This is a genomic window from Streptomyces rubellomurinus, assembly GCF_000961885.1.
Lineage (GTDB): Bacteria > Actinomycetota > Actinomycetes > Streptomycetales > Streptomycetaceae > Kitasatospora > Kitasatospora rubellomurina.
The window spans coordinates 17,976-35,842 of sequence record NZ_JZKH01000086.1 but is presented as its reverse complement, the minus strand read 5'-3'; the positions used below and the strand labels follow the sequence as shown (position 1 = coordinate 35,842).

The following is a 17,867-nucleotide window of genomic DNA, read 5'->3' as shown; positions in this document are numbered from 1 at the left end:
GCCGCCGCCGCGCAGGACGTCGGTGAGCGACCAGTCGACGTGCGGCTTCAGCGCGGCCTCGCAGGCGGCGATGGAGGCGGCGAACTCCTCGGAGGTGTCCAGGAGTTCGGCGCCCATGCCGAGCCACTGCGAGCCCTGGCCGGGGAACACGAACACCGGCCGGTCGAAGCCGCCGGAGCCCGTGGCGACCCCCGGCGCGGCGGTGCCCTCCGCGAGCGCGGTGAGCCCCGACAGCAGCTCCGCGCGGTCCTGCCCGAGGACGACCGCGCGCTGCTCCAGCGCGGCCCGGCCGGTGGCCAGCGTCCGGGCGGCGCCCGGCAGATCGGCGTCGGGGCGCTCCCGCAGGTAGCCCGCCAGCTGCCCGGCCTGCGCGCGCAGCGCCTGCTCGTCCCGGGCGGACAGCACCCACGGCACCACCGGCCGGTCGCCGGCCTCGGGGGCGTCGGCCTCCTCGGCGGGCTCGTCGACGGGCGGCGCCTCCTCCAGGATGACGTGCGCGTTGGTGCCGCTGATGCCGAACGAGGACACGGCGGCCCGCCGCACCCGCTCGCCCGCCGGCCAGGGCCGCTCCTCGGTGAGCAGCTCGACCGCGCCCGCCGACCAGTCGACGTGCGGCGTCGGCTCGTCCACGTGCAGGGTGCGCGGCAACAGCTCGTGCCGCAGCGCCAGCACCGTCTTGATCACCCCGGCGACGCCGGCGGCGGCCTGGGTGTGGCCGATGTTGGACTTCAACGAGCCGAGCCGGAGCGGCTGTGCGGCGTCCCGATGGCGGCCGTAGGTGGCCAGCAGGGCCTGCGCCTCGATCGGGTCGCCGAGCCGGGTGCCCGTCCCGTGCGCCTCGACGGCGTCGACCTGGTCGGCCGTCAGCCGGGCGTCGGCGAGCGCCGCCCGGATCACCCGCTGCTGGGAGGGCCCGTTGGGCGCGGACAGCCCGTTGCTCGCGCCGTCCTGGTTGACGGCCGAGCCGCGCACCACCGCCAGCACCCGGTGCCCGTTGCGCCGCGCGTCGGAGAGCCGCTCGACCAGCAGCACGCCGACGCCCTCGCCCCAGGCGGTGCCGTCCGCCGCCCCGGCGAAGGCCTTGCAGCGGCCGTCCGCGGCGAGGCCGCGCTGGCGGCTGAACTCCACGAACAGGCCGGGCGAGGCCAGCACCGCCGCGCCGCCCGCGAGCGCCATCGCGCACTCGCCCCGGCGCAGCGACTGGACGGCCAGGTGCAGCGCCACCAGCGAGGAGGAGCAGGCCGTGTCGACGGTGATCGCCGGGCCCTCCAGCCCGAAGACGTACGACAGGCGGCCGGACAGCACGCTCACCGTGGTGCCGGTCAGCACGTGGCCCTCGACGCCGCCGCTCGGCTGGTGCATCCGGGCGCCGTAGTCCTGCTGCATCGCCCCGACGAACACGCCGGTGCGGGTGCCGCGCAGCGCCGCGGGGTCGAGGCCGGCCCGCTCGAAGGTCTCCCAGGCCGTCTCCAGCAGCAGCCGCTGCTGCGGGTCCATGGCCAGCGCCTCGCGCGGGCTGATCCCGAAGAACGCGGCGTCGAAGCGGTCCGCGTCGTGCAGGAAGCCGCCCTGCCGGGTGTAGGTGCGGCCGGGCAGGCCCGGCTCGGGGTCGTACAGGCCCTCGACGTCCCAGCCGCGGTTGTCGGGGAACGCGCCGATCGCGTCGGCGCCCTCGGCGACCAGCCGCCAGAGGGCTTCCGGGTCGTGGACCCCGCCGGGGAAGCGGCAGGCCATCGCGACGATGGCGATCGGCTCGTCGTCGCCCGCCGGGCCGGCCGGGTACGCCTCGTCGGCCACGTCCGCCTCGTCCGCCGCGCCGGTGAGCCGGGCCAGCAGGTGGCGCCCGAGCGAGCCGGGCGTCGGGTGGTCGAACAGCAGGGACAGCGGCAGCCGCAGCCCGGTCGCCGCCGCCAGCCGGTTGCGCAGCTCCACCGCGACGGCGGAGTCGACCCCGAGCTCCCGGAACGCCCGGTCCGGGCCGGCCTCGCGGGCGACCGCGGGGCCGCGCAGCGCGGCCAGCTGGTCGTGCACCAACTCCCGGATCCAGTCGCGCAGTTCGCTCTCGGTGCGGGCCGGCGCCGGAGCGCTCGCGGCCCCGAACGGGTACGTCGGTAGCGGCACCCGCCGCGCCCCGGTGCCGGCGAACACGGCCGGCCAGTCCACCGTCACCCCGTGGACGTGCAGCTCCGCGAGCGAGGTCAGCAGCCGCTGCGGCCCGCTCTGGTCGCGCCGCAGCGTGCCCACGACGGCGGTGGGGCCGATGGGCCCGGCGTCCTCCAGGGTCTCCTGCAGCCCGCCGACCAGCCCGGGGTGCGGGCCGACCTCCAGGAACGTCCGGTACCCGTCCGCCAGCAGCGCCCGGGTGGCCTGCTCGAAGCGGATCTCGGAGCTGAGGTTGCGGTACCAGTAGTCGCCGTCCAGCCCGGCGGTGTCCACCCGGCCGCCGGTCAGCGAGGAGTAGAACGGCACCGCGGACGGGCCCGCCGTCACCCCGGCCATGTCGGCCAGCATCCGGGCCCGGTCGAGCGGCAGCCAGGGGGAGTGCACGGCGAGGCCGTTGGACAGCTTGCGGGCCCGGACGCCGTCCGCCGCCAGCTCGGCCAGCAGCTCGTCCACCGCCGCCCGCTCGCCGGAGAACAGGACGGACCGCGAGCCGTTGGTGCCCGCCACGGTCAGCCGCCCCGCCCAGCGGGCCAGGCGGGGCTCCAGCTCCTCCCGGGGGAGCAGCGCCGACGCCAGGTCGCCCGGGGCGACCGCGGCCGCCCGGGCCTGCGCCTCGCTCCACCGCACCGCCAGCAGGGCGGCGTCCTCCAGGCTGAGCGCCCCGGCCACGTGGGCGGCCGCGAACTCCCCCAGGCTCGCGCCCACCACGGCGGCCGGCTCGACGCCGCAGGCGCGCCAGAGCTCGGCCAGCGACACCAGCACGGCGAACAGGGCGGGCTGGACGACGTCGACCGCGACCAGTTCGGGCGCGCCCGGCGCGCCGCGCAGCACGTCGTCCAGTCGCCAGGGCAGGTGCGGTTCGAGGGCGGCGGCGCAGGCCTCCATCCGCTCCCGGAACACGGCCGAGGACTCCATCAGCTCCAGCGCCATGCCCGGCCACTGGGCGCCCTGGCCGGGGAAGACGAACACCGGGCGGCCCGCGCCGGCGTCCGTCAGGACGGTGCCGTGGACCAGCAGCGGGCCGAAGCCGCCCTCGGCGACGGCCCGCAGGGCGCCCAGCGCGTCCTCGCGGCGGTCGGCGAGCAGCACGGCGCGCCGCTCGAAGGCGGTGCGGGTGGTCGCCAGCGAGCGGCCGAGGTCGGCGAGCCGCGCGGCCGGGTCGGCCTCGACCTGCGCGGCCAGGTCGCGGGCCCGGGCGCGCAGCGCCGCCTCGTCGCGGGCGGAGAACGGCAGGGGGGTGAACGGTGTGTCGAGCAGCGGGCGTCCGGCCGCCGGAGCGGTCTCGGCCGCCTTGGCCTCGTACGGCCGGGCGCCGAGGCGGGCGAGGGCGTCGGGCCCGCTAGGCCCGTCCGGCGCCCGGTCGGCGAGCACGCCGTGGATCCGGTCGCCGGCCCGCAGGGCGTCCGGCAGCGGGCGGAGCACGGCGAGGACGGCGTGCTCCGGGTCGGGGCCGAGGGCGCCCGTGAGGGCGAGCTCGCAGTCGCCGCGGCGCAGGCTCCCGGCCGCCGCGGCGGCGGCGGTGCGGGCGCCGTCCGGGGCGGGCTCGACGAGGGTGCGGGGGCCGGCCGGGCCCAGGACGGCCGCGAGGTGCTCGGCGGTGCCGTCCGGCGCGGCGAGGAAGACGCCGACCCGGGCGTCGCGCAGGGCGGCGGGGACGATCCCGGCGTCCTCCAGGGCCGTCCAGGCGAGTTCGAGGACGAGCGGGGCGGCGGCGTCGGCGGTCCCGGTGGCCCCGGTGGGTTCGGCCGGCGCGGTGGGGCCGGTGGGGCTGGTCGGGCTGGTCGGGCCGGTGGGGCCGGTCGGGCCGAAGAAGGCGGCGTCAACTCCGTTGCCGGGGCCCTGGGCCACACCGACGACGGCGACCGACACGTCCTCGCAACTCGTCTGGGGCACGGCGTACTCGGCCTTCCTCATCGTCCGGATTCGGTGGAGCCCTGCGTCCGGGCCGCCGGTGACGGCGCGCCGCCGCAGGTGGCGGTGTCGGCCTCGTGTTGATCTCCCCGCTTGACGTGCAGCACCCTGCCAGGGCCTTCTTGGCGCCGACTTGGAGGCGACTTGGATGCGACTTGGAGGCCACTTGGACGCGACTTGGAGGATTCCCGGAACCCCGCGCTGACCAGCAGGGATGTGGATGCCCCCAAAGAGTGACAGGGGGATTGACTGGCATATTCATGTCAATGCCGAGGCCGTGCGGGGCCGTGTGGAACCCCTGTGAATCCGTGGTCGAACCGCATGCCCCGGTCGACGACCGTGCGACTGCCGGGGAGCGCGAGGCGCTCCCTACGGTCGACGGTCGGCCACGCCCCGGCCCCCGTACCGGGTGGGCCTGTGAGTCAGCACCGGCCGGCGACCGGTTCTCCTCGCAGGATCGTGCCGAACAACTGCTGCAACTCCGCGCCGGGATCGACGCCGTACTCCTCCGCCAGCGTCCGGCGGGTGCGGTGGTAGGCCTCGATCGCCTCGGCCCGCCGCCCGGACCGGTAGAGGGCCTTCATCAGGAGCCAGCTGAACCGCTCCCGGGTCGGGAACCGCATGGTCAGCGCCGGCAGTTCGGCCGCGATCACCGAGAAGTCGCGCTCCTCGGCCAGTTCGGCCTCCCACAGGCTCTCCAGCGCCAGCAGCCGCAACTCCTCGAACCGGGACGCCGCCTGCGCGCCGAGCGCGTAGTCGCTCACCTCGGGGAACGCCGGGCCGCGCCACAGGGCCAGCGCGCCGGCCAGCGTCAGGCTCGCCTGCCGGTGCGCCCCGGACTGCAGCTGCCGGCGCCCCTCGTACAGCTGCCGCTCGAAGCGGACCGCGTCGATGCTGTCCGCCTCCACCGCGAGCACGTAGCCGGCCGGTTCGCGGCGCAGCACGGTGTCCCGGCTGCGCGGCCGCCGGTTCGGCTCCAGGATCCGCCGGAGGTTGGAGACGTAGCTGTGCAGGTTCGCCATCACGTCGTTGGGCGGATTCCGGGGCCAGACGGCCTCGCTGAGCTGTTCCGGCGTGACCGGCTGGCCGGGCGTCAGCAGAAGGGCCGTCAAAACCGCGCGCTGCCGGGCCGAGCCCGGATTCACGGGGATTCCGTCGGCCTGAACTCCCAGCGGACCGAGCACGTCGAATTGGTTTGCGTGAACCTCCGCCACAAGTCACCCCCAAGTACCGAAGAAACGTGGTCGACCGTGCACCGGAAACGCTCCCGGTGCCGACAACGCCCCGGGGAGTCGAACAGGTTCTCGCACGGTAGGTGACAGCGTACTTGCAAAACGTTGCGAGAGAAGGTCTGGATACCGGGGGCTTGCGTTGGTATGGCAGACGAACGTGCAGGTGCGGCGGGGTGGTTCGACGGCCGTGTTCCGAGGCTGGTGTGACGCGATCTCACCCCTCGGGGGCCGTCAAATGTTTGAACGCTGCACGACCTCCGGTTCCGGTGTCCGCGTCCGCCGGGCCAACGCCGGTTCGGGGAGCGGGAATCCGGCCAATTCCCGGCCCGGACGCGGGTCGGGACAGGCGTCGGCGGGGGGCGTTTTTCGGTCGAGTCCCGATCCGGGCGGCGGGATTTGATACGGGATTTTTCCGTGATTCAGGGTTTCAACTCCGAGGTTTCGGTGAATGAGTGTGCTCGGGTCGCGGCCCGAAGATCGAGTACGTCGTGGTGTGCCCCGGCGTGTCGGCGGGTGCGCGCGGTGGCGCACGCGCTGGCGGGTGCGCTCCGGGGCGCCTCGTGGCGCTTCGGTTCGTATGCGGCGGCCGGGGGCGCGGCGGTCCGCCGGTCACGCACCGGTGGAACCGATTTCCCATCCCGGCGACTTCCCCGTACTGTGGTGTTCACCGACGCGGGGTGGAGCAGCTCGGTAGCTCGCTGGGCTCATAACCCAGAGGTCGCAGGTTCAAATCCTGTCCCCGCTACTGCTGAGAGCCGGGGTCGGCGCATCGTGCGCCGGCCCCGGCTCCGTTGTGTCCCCCTGTCGTCTGTCGCCGACGTCACCGAGAGAGCCGAGGCCGGTCGGGCATGTCCGTGTTCACGAAGCGCCGCAGCGTCCGACTGTCCCAGCACCGCGTGCTGGACAGCCCGTTCGGGCCGATCCGGATCGACTACGACCGCTGGCCCGCGGCCGTCGCGCGGATGACCGGGGCCGGGATCCCCACCGTCACGATGGCGCTCGACCGGCAGCACGGCGCGCTGAACGTCGGCGGACAGTCCGTCCCCACCCACGAGGGCAACACCGACTGGGACCCGCGGCGCAAGGCGAACACCCGCACCGCCCTGGTCGGCGGACGCCGCTACGAGCTGCGGCCGACCGCGCTGTGCCGGGCCGAACTGCGGTGCGACGAGCGGGTCATCGGCCACGCGCGCGGCACCCTGCGCTCGTACGGGCCCGGCCGCGGCATCCCGGGCATCGACGCCCGGGTGACCTGGTCGCCCGGTGTCGACCCGACCGACGTGGCGGTCGGCCAGGCCATGGTGCTCACCTTCGGCGCCGGCGCCCCGGGCGCGCTGCAGCGGGTCCTGATGTTCTGGATCGACAACTCCGGTACCCGCTGAGGCGGTCGGCACCGCCCGAGGTCCGCTCGGCTCAGGCCCGCCCGCCGGTGCGGGCGGCGGCCGCCGCGTGCGGCGCCGGAGCCTGCGGCATCGGAGCCTGCGCCGCGACCAGCAGCCGGTGGCCCAGCGACGTGCAGCTGTGCCGCACCGCCCGTCCGGCGCGCGCCGTGCTCACCAGCCCGGCCCGGCGCAGGGCGCGGGCGTGCTCGGAGGCGCTGGCCACCGAGATGCCCAGCTCGTGGGCGAGCCGGCTGGTGGTCGGCTCGCGCAGCGTCGCCCGCAGGACGGCCGCGCGGGTGCGCCCGAGCAGGGCCGCCGCCGGGTCGTCCGGGTCCGCCCCCGGGGCCGGCGCCTCCTCGGCGAGCTGGGGCAGCGGGGTCAGCGCCGGGTAGAGCAGCAGCAGCGACCCGTCCGGCAGCATCCCGGACAGCGGCTCCCCGGTCCACTGCGCGGACGGCAGCAGGAGCACCCCGCCGCCCTCCAGCCGGATGTCCGCCTCCCGGGCGACCGGGATCTCCAGCGTGGCCCCGCGCCACCGGCTGCCCGGGTGGAGGCCCGCCAGCATGCCGCGCAGCCCCTGCTCGCGCTGCACCTGCCCGCGCCAGGCGAGGTCGGTGTCGAAGCCGGCGCGCAGCCGCGGCCAGACGGTGTCGACCAGCGCGGTGTGGCAGGCGCGCAGGCTGCCCTCCAGGTGCTGCCAGGCCTGCCGGTCCTCGTTCGCCAGCCCGTGCATCAGCGGGGTGACGGGCAGTCCGTTGCGGCAGATGCGGGCGAGCTCGCTGCGGACCAGCGTGTTGGCGGCGGAGCGCACCAGCTCCAGGCCGCCCTCCAGGTCGGGGCTGAGCGGGTCGAGGAAGAACGGGCCCGCGCCGGTCGGCGGGACGAGCTCGCTCAGCGGGGCGACGGACCGCGCCACGGCCCGGCCGGCCGGCCCGCCGAGCGCGCGGTGCCGGCGGGCGGACACCGCCTCCGCGTCCCGCCGTTGCAGCATGGCGACGGCCAGTTCGAGCTCCATCAGCGGCGCCGGCCCGTCCGCGAAGCGGGTGTCCAGCAGGTCCTCGGCCGTGAAGCGGATCCGCAGCACCGCGCCCCACCCCTCCCCGTGCGCCCGGGCTTTCGGCCCCGGCCGAAAGCATCGCGCCGGTGCCGCCGGCGTCCGACGATACCCAGTGCGCGGCCGACAGGGCAGGGGCTTGCACGCTCCCGTCCGGCCGCCCACCCGACCCCCAGGAGGACCGCGATGCGCACGCCCACGTTCCGCACCCGATCGGCCGCCCTCGCCGCCGCCCTGGCGTCGGCCGTCCTGCTGCTGGCCGCCCCGGCCGCGCAGGCCGACGACGACCACGGCTGGCAGCCGCAACCCGGCGCCCGGGAGTACGACGCGCCCGCCGGGACGGTCTGCCCGTTCCACCTGCACATCACCGCCCTGGTGGACGAGGAGGAGACCAAGACCGTCTCCCGCCACCCGGACGGCACGCCCGAGAAGATCCTCTGGCGCGGCCCGCTGATCAAGCGCTACACGAACGTGGACACCGGCGCCCAGGCCGACCGCGACCAGAGCGGCCGGGCCACCGAGTACCGCCGGTCGGACGGCAGCACCCTGTGGGTCGTCCCGCGGAACTCGCACATCTCCGCCAGGATCCACCCCGGCGACCCGTACCACCCGGCCGGCGCCTACGTGTTCAGCGGCGGCGCGGTGATGCTGGTGCACCCGGACCAGCAGGTCGAGGTGCTGGCCCAGAACCGGGTGGAGAACCTCTGCGAGACGCTGGCCTGACCGGCCGTCGGCGCCCGCCCGCCGTCCGCCCGCCGTCCGGGGCCCGGGCCGCCGCCCGTACGATCGGGTGCCATGGCCGGAACACGCACGTACCCCAGGGAACTCGACCGCCCGATCAGGGACGTCCAGGCGTTCCTGTCCGGCCGGGGCGGCCTGCGCCCCTTCGCCGTCGCCTCGGCCGACTTCGAACCCCTCCCGCCGGGTGGGGACCGGGAGCTGCCGTTCGCGTTCGTCAACGAGGTGCCCGCCGCCGACCTGCCCCCGGAGTTCGGCGCCGCCTTCGGCGAGGGCGTGCTCGCCCGGCTCCGCGGCTGGTCCCGGGGCGGCGCGCTGCCCTGGGCGCTGCGGGTGCGGCTGCGGCACGCCCACTGGCGGGCGGGGGAGTCGACGGCGGCGGGCTTCGCGGCGGCCGGGGAGCAGGCGGTGCACGAGTTCGACGAGTCCGTCGCCGAGGGCACCGGCCCGCGCCGCCTGGTCACCCTGCCGCTCACCGGGCGGCGCGCGGAGCCGGCCGGCCCCGGCCGGGACGTGCACGTCCGGCTGGTGAAGCCCTGGATGTGCGGCCACTACGCCGTCGCCACCGCGGAGTTCACCCCGCTGCCGGCCGACGCCGACGAGCTCTTCGAGTTCGTCCTCGACGTCCCGGACGAGCGCCTCCCGCGGCCCTACGCCGAGGCCTTCGAACGCGGCCTGCGCGAGGAGCTGTACGCGGCGGGCGACGGACGGCTGCCCGTGCGGCCCTTCCGGGTCCGGCTCCACGACGCCCAGTGGCACGAGGTGGACTCCAACGAGCTGATCTTCGGCGTCGCCGGCCGCCGGGCCGCCGCCGAAGCCCTCGGGCCGGCCCTCGCACCGGGGTACGGCGGATGAGCCGGGGCCCGTCCGGGGCTTTCCGTCAGAGCTTCCGGACGGCCGCGGCGAGCGCGTCCGCGGTGCGGCGCACGTCCGCCTCGGTGGTGCGCCAGTTGCTGAACGCCGCGCGCAGGGCGGGCAGTCCGGCGTAGCGGGTGGGGGTGAGGAAGGCGTCCCCGGAGAGCTCGGTGGCGAGGGCGGCGAGGCGTTCCGGCGTCGGGTCGGCGGCGAGGGTGAAGCAGACCACGTTCAGCCGGACCGGGGCGAGCAGGCGCAGCCCGTCGGTCGCCGCGACGGCCGCGCCGAGGGCCCGGGCGCCGGTGACGCAGCGCTCGACGATCTCCCGGTGGCCGTCCCGGCCGTAGGCGCGCAGGGTGAACCAGGCGGCCAGGGCGCGCAGCCGGTGGGAGTTCTCCGGGGTGAGGTGCACCAGGTCGGGGTGCTCGCCGAGGGGGCCGAGGTAGGCGGCGGAGTTCTGGAAGACCTTCGTCTGCAGGTCGCGGCGGCGGGTGAACTGGACGGCGCTGTCGTAGGGCACGTTGAGCCACTTGTGCAGGTCCACGCAGACCGAGTCGGCGCGGTCCAGGCCGGCCACCAGCTCGGCGTGCTCCGGCGACAGCGCGGCGAACGCGCCGAAGGCGGCGTCGACGTGCAGCCAGAACCCGTACCGGTCCCGCAGGTCCGCGATCGCCCGCAGGTCGTCGAAGTCGACGGTGTTCACCGTGCCCGCGTTCGCCACCACGATGCACGGGCCCCCGGCCTCGGCCAGGGCCCGCTCCAGCGCGGCCGGGTCCACCGCCTCCCGGTCGGGCAGGGTCCCCACGGCGGTCAGCGCGGAGCGGCCCAGGCCCAGGACGGACAGCCCCTTGGCCACACTGGAGTGTGCGCTGCCGGACAGCACCCGCACCCGGCCCAGCGCGCCGACCCCCGCCTCGGCGACATCCACCCCGAGCCGCTCGCCCAGCCACTCGCGGCCGACCGCCAGGCCGACCGTGTTGGACATGGTCGCGCCGCTCACGAAGGTGCCGGAGTGCGCGTCGGAGAGCCCGAACAGCTCGCGCAGCCAGCCGACCGTCTCCCGCTCCAGATCCTGACCGGCCGGATCCAGCGAGGAGTTGGAGTTCTGGTCGGCGGTGGCCGTCAGCCAGTCCCCGGCCAGCGCGGCCGGCGTGGCACCCCCGGTGACGAACCCGAAGTACCGCGGCCCGGCACTCGCCGACAGCCGGGGCTGCCACCGCTCCCCGAACTCCGCCAGCGCCGCCCGCAGCCCCCCGCCCGCCGCCCCCAGCCCCACCGGCACCGGCGGCTCCCCCAGCGGCGGCACCACCGGCCCCTCCGACAGCCCGGCGAGGAAGCCCACGGCCCGCTCCCGGGTCTGCTCCAGCAGGGCGGGCAACTGGTCGAGGTCGGCGGCGAGTTCGGGGTGCATGGCGGTTCTCCGTTGATCGATGGTGCCCCGAGGCTAGCGGGTGGCGGCGCCCGAGTCCCAGGCCAATCCGACCCAATTGGCCTCGAACGCCGCCTCCTCCCGGCTCATCCGAGCGGGCGAACTGGCCCGCCGCCACTGGCTCACCCCCAGCGACGTCTCCCACCACCTCTCCGCCCTCCACCGGGCCGGCTTCGTCCTGAAGTCCCGGGAGCAACACCGGGTCTCCTACCAACTGAGCGAACGCGGCCTCGCCCTGGCGGCCCTCTACGACTGACCGGGCGTCTCGTTCCCGGTGGGGTGCACGCGGGTCACTCCCAGACGACGGTGATCGGGTGGTGCGGCCGCGCCAGGACGAAGCGGCCGGACTCCGGAGCCGAATCGGCGGGAGCATCAGGCAGTTCGAAGCGCAGGGTCCGGCCACGGAAGCCGGCGTCCCACGCGCGGATCTCCTCGGCGACGAGATCGGCGAGGGCGGCGCCCGCCGGGCCGTGGCCGATCACGCCGGTCTCGTACGTCCTGCGCCCCTGGTCGTCCGGCTCGCCGGGGCGCAGGGTGAGGTAGGCGAGGGAGCCGGCGTCGACGGTGGCCATCGCGCCCCAGCCGAACATCGGGTGCACCCCGCGCTCGCGGGCGGTGCCGGTGACGCTCATCCGCATCAGGGAGTTCGGGAGGGTGAGGGCCAGCCACAGGTCCTGGTACTCGTAGGTGGTGCCGGCCGGGATGGTCACCCCGGTCCAGGCCTCGTGCCGTCCGCCGTCGAGGACGCCGAGCAGTGCCTCACCGTCCACCGCCCCGTGCTGGTCCTTGTGGACCTGGAGCGTGACGTCGCCCTCCCGGGTGAGCGCGACGGTGCGGCGGGCGTCGTCCATGCTCCCGCGCAGCGGCATGAAGACGGCCAACTGGTCGTCCACCGACACCCAGCCGCCCGCACCGCGCTCGAAGGCGATCGTGCGCGAGGCAGCGCCACGAAGGCGCAGCGGCAGCACGATCCGCCCGCTCGGCTCGACCTGCCGGAGCCAGGCGGTGGGCATCTCGCTGGCGCCGACCGTGGCGATCACCCGGGAGTACGGCGCACCGGCGGCGTGGCCCACGGCACCGTCACCGAGGACGGCCTCGACGTTGCCGACCCCGGCGTCGGCGAGGTGCTTGCGGGCGCTGTCGACCAGGTCCTCGTCCACGTCCACGGTCACCACGTGCCCGCCCGCGCCGACGATGTGTCCCAGGTACGCGGCGTTCACGCCGGTGCCCGCCCCGGCCTCGAAGATCCTCTCGCCGGGCTGCGCCGCGAGCTGTTCGAGCATCAGGGCGACGATCGCGGGCTGCGAGGCGGCACTGATCTGCGTGCCGGACCCGTCCGCCTTGGTGTAGGTGGGATTGTCCGCGTACGCGGCCTCCAGCGGGACGCCCGGCAGGAAGTGCTCGCGGGCCACGGCGCGGAACGCGGCCTCCACCGCGTCGGTGCGGATGGCTCCCTGGTCGAGCAGACGGTCGGCGAGGGAGTCACGCAGTTGCTCGGCGGAACCGGTTTCGTTGCTGAGAGTAGTCATGCGGGTGACCTTAGTGGTGCGTGGATGGTGGATGCGCACGGCGCCGGGGCGGGGCGACCATCTGCTCGGGGTCGCGGGTGCCCTTGTGTCACCTATCGACATTCGATAGGTTTCCATCGTTGTTCGATGGGAGGATGGTCGTGGGAAAGCTGACCGTGCGCGCGCTGCGCGCCGTGCTCGTGGTGGTGTTCACCGGCAGTGTGCTCGTGCAGGGGTTGATGGTGTGGGCGCTGGTCGGGGGGAAGGACCAGGAGGGCGGGTCGCTTCCGCTGACCGCGATGCGGGTGATCACGATCCTGGGCATCGGTACGGCCCAGGTCGTCATGGGCTGCGTCTGGCGGCTGGTGGCGATGGTGCGGCGCGGAACCGTGTTCTCCCATGCCGCCTTCCGCTACGTGGACGGCATCATCGGGGCCATCGTCGCGGCCGCGCTCGTGTGGTTCGCGGTCACCGCCGTGAACGCGCCCGGGCAGCGGGACGACCCGGGCGTCACCGGAATCATGGCCGGGATCGGCCTGGCCGTCCTGGGGGTCGCGCTCATCGTGCTCGTGCTGCGCACGCTGCTCGCGCAGGCCGTCGCCCGGGACGGCGAAGCGGCCCGGATGCAGGCCGAGTTGGACCAGGTGATCTGATGCCGATCGCCGTCGACATCGACGTGATGCTGGCCAGGCGGAAGATGTCCGTGGGCGAGCTCGCGGAGCGCGTGGGGATCACGCCCGCGAACCTGGCGGTGCTCAAGAACGGTCGGGCCAAGGCGGTGCGCTTCACGACGCTCGCCGCGCTGTGCGAGGTGCTCGAGTGCCAGCCGGGGGACCTGCTCCGCTGGGAGGCCGAGGGTGTCGAGGGTGCCGAGGGTGAGTGAACCCGCGCCCGCCGACCCGTCGTGCCGCATGACGAAGCGCCCCCGCCTGCTCGGGGGCGCTTCCGGTGTCACGAGGACAGGTCTGAACTGCCTTGTTCGATCTGGTGGATGAGTTGTTTGAGCTGGGCGACCTCGTCGGCCAGGGCCTGGTGGCCGGCGGGGGTGAGGGAGAGCCAGGTGCGGGCGCGTTTGCCCTCGTAGCCCTTCTCGATCTCGACCAGGCCGGCCTTCTCCAGGACGGTGAGGTGTTGGCTGAGGTTTCCGGCGGTGAGGCCCAGGGTCGTTCGTAGGAAGCCGAATTCGGCTCGGCGGGCCTGGTGGGCGACGGTGAGGATGCCGAGGCGGACGCGCTGGTGGACGACGTCGTCGAGGCCGATGGCGGGGTGCGGGTCGGGCTGGTCGGTCATGAGGTGGTGAGCCGCCGGGGGCGTTGGGCCAGGGCGAAGCCGAGGGCGCCGAGGAGCAGGAGCACGCCCGGGACGGCGAAGCGGGGGAGGGCGGACCACGGCGAGGTGGGGGCGATCCCGGCCCAGCCGGTGGTGAGGGGGACCAGCTCGATGGCCAGGTAGGTGGCGGTGAGCAGCGCCAGGGCCGGGCTGCGCTCGACCCAGGAGAGCACGAGCAGCGGCAGCCCGACCGCCACGGCGTTCCCGGTGAGGCGTTCGAGGAACCTGGTCGTCCCGGCGGCGGGGTCGAGGTGGAGGCCCCAGAAGTCGACCGGGGCGCCGGGCTGCGGCATCCCGTCGCGGAGCGTCCAGAGCGTGGTGGCGCTCACCAGGCCGACCAGGAGGACCCCGGTGACGATGTACGGCCGGACCGGCGTGCCGACCCCGCGGTTGCGGGAGCGGCGGATGTAGAAGAACGCCGTGGCGACGTAGGCCAGGGCGAGCCCGATCGGCCAGTAGACCGGCGAGCCCTGGGTGACGAGCGTGCACCCGTCGCCCGCCGGGCAGGGCGCGGTCTCGACCTTGAAGGTGAGCCGGCCGACCAGGATTCCGCCCAGGGTGAGGATGCCCAGCAGCAGGAGCGGGAACCAGGTCGCGCGCTGGGCGGCGCGGACCGCCCGGGTCAAGTCGCCTAATCCGGCGAGGACTTCACGAGGTGAGCCCGGCGAGGGCAGTGATGCGTCTGTCATGCAGTCAGCTTTGCATCACAAACCGGTTGTGGCAAGAGAGTGGAAATTCGAGTGAAACTGTCCGGCACAACCGGCGACACTGGCGCCATGACCCGTCAACTGCTGCGCCCGCGTGCCCTGAAGGCCGGAGACCTCGTCGTCATCGCCTCCCTGTCCGGGCCGCTGCCGGACGCGTACGAGCCCAACGTCGAGCAGACGGTGGCGGTGCTGGAGCGGATGGGGTTCCGGGTGCGGCGGGCGCCGCTGCTCCGGGCCGGACGTCGTCACTGGTGGAGCGCGGCCACGCCGGAGGAGATCGCCGCGGAGTTCAACACTCTGCTGCGCGACCCCGAGGTGCGGGCGATCGTCGCCAGTGACGGCGGGCAGACGGCGCTCGGCTACCTCGACCTCATCGACGTCGAGGCGATCCGGGCCGACCCCAAGCCGGTCCTCGGGTACAGCGACATCTCGCTGCTGCACCTGGTGCTCCACGCGCGCACGGGCCTGGTCGGGTTCCACGCCGACATGGCCGTGCCCGGCTTCGGCGGGTCCTGGCAGTCCGCGCCCGCAGCGCGCCAGGCGGAACTCCGGGAGATCTACCGCAAGTTGATGACAAGCGAAGAGCCGATCGGCACGCTGCCCGCCAGCCCCTCGTGGGAGTGCTGGCGCCCGGGCCACGCCGAAGGTCCGCTGATCGGCGGGGTGATCAACCGCATCGCGCTGGTGCAGGCGACCCGGTTCGCGCTGCCGCTCGAACGGTTCGACGGCGCGGTGCTGTTCTGGGAGGAGATGGGCGGCCTGGCCGCGCACGTGTGGAGCTACCTGCAGGTGCTGCGCCACGGCGGCATCCTCGACCGGATCGCCGGCATGGTCGTGGGCGTCCCGCGCGAGATCGGCGGGCTGGAACCCGGCGCGTCCCCCACCCTGCGCGAGATCGTCCTCGACGTGCTCGGCGACCGGGACATCCCGGTGCTGGGCAACGTCGACTTCGGGCACGCCGGCCCGAATCTGCCGATGCCGGTCGGTGTCCGGGCCGGCCTCGACGCGGAGCGGCGGACGCTGTCGCTGCTCGAACCGGCGGTGGGGCCGGGCCGCGTGGGGGCGGCCCGGCCCGGAGAACGTCAGGACAGGGTGACGTCGTCGTAGAGGGTGTACGTGGCGTCGCCGGAGTAGTTGTCGTCGTGGTTGGTCAGGGTGAGCGTGTAGCTGTGGCCGGCGGTGACGGCGGCCGTGACCTGGGCCCAACTGGTCGTGTCGGTACAGGTCTTGGGGAGCACCGTCGTGCTCGTGCCGGTGGTGTTGTCGGTCAGGCTCGCGGTGGCCCAGTCGTAGGCGACGGTGTCGTTGGTCGTCATCCGGTACCAGAACGACAGCCGGGTGGTGCCGCTCGGCGCGGTGAAGGTCTGGGAGACGGACGAGTCGCCGTTGGTCGGCGTCGTCGCGCCGACCATGGCCGCGTACGTGCCGCTGTGGGTGGCCGTGGTGGTGGCGCTCGCGCTGCCGGCGACGGTCCAGCCGGTGAGGCTGCCCGCCTCGAAGGTGCCGTTGACGAGGGTGGCAGCAGGCGCGCCGCCGGGGCCGGGGTCGGTGATGCTGTCGGCGCCGGTCTCGATGTGGCCGGCCAGGCGGCGCAGGAAGCCGTCGCCGGTGTCGGCGGTGACGGTGAGGTCGTACCAGCCGCTCTTGGTGGCGAACGAAGCGGAGACGGGCGTCCTGGTCCCGGCCGGGACGGTGTACGTCCAGGGCCCGCCGGTGCCGTAGGTGTGGTCGGTGACCGTCAGCACGGCAGCGGCGCCGCCGGTGTTGGTGAACGCGAGCTGCAGCTTGTTGCCCACGGTGTCGTAGCCGGAGGCGACCTCCACCAGCGCCGCCCCGCTCGCGCACGCCGTCGTGCGGTTGCCCGCGAAGCGGCGGTGGAAGCCGTTGGGGCCGTACAGCGACAGGTCGTACGCGCCGGTCGGTGTCCCCGCGACCCAGTTGTCCGACACCGTGGCCCCGGCGCCGACGGTGTAGAGCCAGGGCCCGTCCGTCCGGTACGCGTTCGGGTACACGTAGTACACGACGCCCGCCGTCCCGGTGTTGGTCATGTCGATCCAGAACTTGCCGCCCGCGCAGTCCGTCCGCCCGTTGGCGTTGGGCTGCCAGGGCAGGGCGCGGGCCGGGCGGGTGCCGGGCTCCTGGGCGGGCATCGCCTGGGTCGCGGGGACGACGGGCGCCGGCAGGGTGCCGCACTGGGTGTCGGCGCCGGAGACGTACGTGCTGGTGTCGGGCAGCGTGGGCCAGGTGGCGTCCTGGCCGGAGAAGCCGAACACCGACGTGAGGTCGCCGCTGACCGCCCGGCGCCAGGCGCTGATGTTGGGCTCCTGGACGCCGAAGCGCTTCTCCAGGAACCTGATCACCGACGTGTGGTCGAACACCTGGGAGTTGACGTAGCCGCCCCGGGTCCAGGGCGAGACGACGATCAGCGGGACGCGCGGGCCCATGCCGATGGCCTGGCCGCCGGAGACCTCCCCGGCCGTGGACACCGAGCTGATGCCCTGGGTGGCCGTCGCGGGCGGGACGGGCGGCGGGACGTGGTCGAAGAAGCCGCCGTTCTCGTCGTAGTTGAGGATGAACGCGGTCTGCGACCAGACGGCCTGGTTGGCGGCCAGCACCTTCAGGAGCCGCGCGCTCAGGTCCTCGCCGTACGCGGGCTTGTAGTTGGCGTGCTCGGAGAGCGCGGTGGGCGCGACGATCCAGGAGACCTGCGGCAGGGTGCCGGCGTCGACGTCCTTCTGGAAGGCGGCGACGAGGTCGGGGACGGTGGCCATGCCCTTGTCGTGCAGGGGTGAACCGGCCTTGGCGTTCTTGAAGTTGGCGAACCAGGCGAGGGCGTTGTCGTCGAAGTTGTCGCTCTGCTGGTAGACCTTCCAGCTGATCCCGGCGGCCTCCAGCCGCTCCGCGTACGTGGTCCAGCTGAAGCCGGCCGCCGGCTCGGTGTTGTCGAGGACGGCGCTCTGGCCGACCGAGAGGCCGTTGGAGCCGGTGAACAGGTGCAGCCGGTTGGGGTTGGTTTGAGTCAGGGTGGAGCAGAAGTAGTGGTCGCAGATGGTGAAGGCGTCGGCGAGCGCGTAGTAGAAGGGCAGGTCGGCGCGGTTGAAGTAGCCCATGCCGAGGCCGGGGGTGCGGGCGGTGTTCCAGGCGTCGTACTTGCCGCCGTGCCAGATGGCGGTGTCGACGGGGTAGCTCATCGCGGGGGCGTTGGCGCAGGTGGCGCTGGTGGTGCCGGTGTCCATGCGGAACGGGAGGATGTACCCGTCCGTGTTCGAGTACGGCTGGTGGAACACCGACTTGCCGCTCGGCAGGTTGACGGCGTTGCGGTCGCCGAAGCCGCGGACGCCGTTCATGGTGCCGTAGTAGTGGTCGAAGGCGCGGTTCTCCTGCATGAAGATCACGACGTGCTGGACGTCGTTGATGGTGCCGGTGGCCGCGGGGGCGGCGACGGCCTTCTGCAGGGACTCGGGGAGGACGGAGAACGCGGCGGTGGCGCCGGCGGCCGCGGCGGCGAATCCCATGAACGAGCGACGGGACACGGGGGTCACGTAGGGGCTCCTCTTGT

At 74.4% G+C, this 17,867-nt stretch carries 15 protein-coding genes and 1 tRNA gene; 8 read left to right on the top strand and 8 right to left on the bottom strand.

The genetic code is table 11. The annotated features are described in order from the left end of the window. Both VM95_RS30490 and VM95_RS30485 read right to left on the bottom strand, forming a co-directional pair. Positions 1–4,077 (bottom strand): type I polyketide synthase (locus VM95_RS30490; RefSeq protein ID WP_244179006.1); only part of this gene is annotated, 4,077 nt, incomplete at its 3' end. Positions 4,078–4,496: 419 nt separating this feature from the next. Further along, positions 4,497–5,219 (bottom strand): AfsR/SARP family transcriptional regulator, encoded by a 723-nt coding sequence (locus tag VM95_RS30485; protein WP_279616854.1) that lies wholly within the window; start codon positions 5,217–5,219, stop codon positions 4,497–4,499. Between the two features lie 758 nt (positions 5,220–5,977). Here VM95_RS30485 and VM95_RS30480 point away from each other — a divergent pair. Together VM95_RS30480 and VM95_RS30475 are read left to right on the top strand one after the other, a co-directional pair. After that, positions 5,978–6,051 (top strand) — tRNA-Met (locus VM95_RS30480). A 103-nt stretch (positions 6,052–6,154) separates the two neighbouring features. Continuing rightward, complete coding sequence (locus tag VM95_RS30475) at positions 6,155–6,688, top strand: hypothetical protein (RefSeq protein WP_045702836.1); 534 nt, start codon at positions 6,155–6,157, stop codon at positions 6,686–6,688. A 31-nt stretch (positions 6,689–6,719) separates the two neighbouring features. Here VM95_RS30475 and VM95_RS30470 read toward each other — a convergent pair whose 3' ends face one another. Further along, complete coding sequence (locus VM95_RS30470) at positions 6,720–7,772, bottom strand: winged helix-turn-helix domain-containing protein (protein WP_052707667.1); 1,053 nt, start codon at positions 7,770–7,772, stop codon at positions 6,720–6,722. Between the two features lie 156 nt (positions 7,773–7,928). Here VM95_RS30470 and VM95_RS39285 point away from each other — a divergent pair, with 156 nt between their 5' ends. Both VM95_RS39285 and VM95_RS39280 read left to right on the top strand, forming a co-directional pair. Further along, a complete protein-coding gene (locus VM95_RS39285) occupies positions 7,929–8,465 on the top strand; it encodes a hypothetical protein (RefSeq protein ID WP_052706679.1) in 537 nt (178 codons plus the stop codon). Between the two features lie 72 nt (positions 8,466–8,537). Then, entirely contained in the window at positions 8,538–9,335 is a 798-nt protein-coding gene (locus VM95_RS39280; protein ID WP_052706680.1) for a hypothetical protein, read from the top strand. A 25-nt stretch (positions 9,336–9,360) separates the two neighbouring features. On the opposite strand, the gene VM95_RS30455 is transcribed toward VM95_RS39280, so the two are convergent. Next, entirely contained in the window at positions 9,361–10,746 is a 1,386-nt protein-coding gene (locus VM95_RS30455) for a pyridoxal phosphate-dependent decarboxylase family protein (protein WP_045702835.1), read from the bottom strand. 76 nt (positions 10,747–10,822) lie between these two features. On the opposite strand from VM95_RS30455, the gene VM95_RS30450 reads away from it, so the two are divergent. Further along, positions 10,823–11,020 carry a helix-turn-helix domain-containing protein gene (locus tag VM95_RS30450; RefSeq protein ID WP_045702834.1) on the top strand — a complete coding sequence of 66 codons (198 nt, stop codon included), beginning with the start codon at positions 10,823–10,825 and terminating at the stop codon, positions 11,018–11,020. Between the two features lie 34 nt (positions 11,021–11,054). Here the strand turns inward: VM95_RS30450 and fxlM are convergent, their stop codons facing one another. Next, positions 11,055–12,293 carry a methyltransferase, FxLD system gene (gene fxlM, locus VM95_RS30445; protein ID WP_045702832.1) on the bottom strand — a complete coding sequence of 413 codons (1,239 nt, stop codon included), beginning with the start codon at positions 12,291–12,293 and terminating at the stop codon, positions 11,055–11,057. 140 nt (positions 12,294–12,433) lie between these two features. Between fxlM and VM95_RS30440 the strand changes: the two genes are divergently transcribed. Together VM95_RS30440 and VM95_RS30435 are read left to right on the top strand one after the other, a co-directional pair. Next, entirely contained in the window at positions 12,434–12,925 is a 492-nt protein-coding gene (locus VM95_RS30440; protein WP_045702848.1) for a DUF2975 domain-containing protein, read from the top strand. Then, entirely contained in the window at positions 12,925–13,155 is a 231-nt protein-coding gene (locus VM95_RS30435; protein ID WP_045702830.1) for a helix-turn-helix domain-containing protein, read from the top strand. The genes VM95_RS30440 and VM95_RS30435 overlap by 1 nt, the downstream gene beginning before the upstream one ends. Positions 13,156–13,223: 68 nt before the next feature. Here VM95_RS30435 and VM95_RS30430 read toward each other — a convergent pair whose 3' ends face one another. Both VM95_RS30430 and VM95_RS30425 read right to left on the bottom strand, forming a co-directional pair. After that, on the bottom strand, positions 13,224–13,562 hold the full coding sequence (locus VM95_RS30430; RefSeq protein ID WP_045702828.1) for a winged helix-turn-helix domain-containing protein: 339 nt from the start codon (positions 13,560–13,562) through the stop codon (positions 13,224–13,226). Continuing rightward, positions 13,559–14,290 (bottom strand): hypothetical protein, encoded by a 732-nt coding sequence (locus VM95_RS30425; RefSeq protein WP_045702825.1) that lies wholly within the window; start codon positions 14,288–14,290, stop codon positions 13,559–13,561. Before VM95_RS30425 ends, VM95_RS30430 begins: the two co-directional genes overlap by 4 nt. 87 nt (positions 14,291–14,377) lie before the next feature. Here VM95_RS30425 and VM95_RS30420 point away from each other — a divergent pair, with 87 nt between their 5' ends. Continuing rightward, entirely contained in the window at positions 14,378–15,415 is a 1,038-nt protein-coding gene (locus tag VM95_RS30420; protein ID WP_045702823.1) for a S66 peptidase family protein, read from the top strand. On the opposite strand, the gene VM95_RS30415 is transcribed toward VM95_RS30420, so the two are convergent. After that, positions 15,391–17,850: a phosphocholine-specific phospholipase C gene (locus VM95_RS30415; protein WP_078860775.1), complete on the bottom strand. Its 2,460-nt coding sequence runs from the start codon at positions 17,848–17,850 to the stop codon at positions 15,391–15,393. The genes VM95_RS30420 and VM95_RS30415 overlap by 25 nt on opposite strands. Between the last annotated feature and the right edge of the window lie 17 nt (positions 17,851–17,867).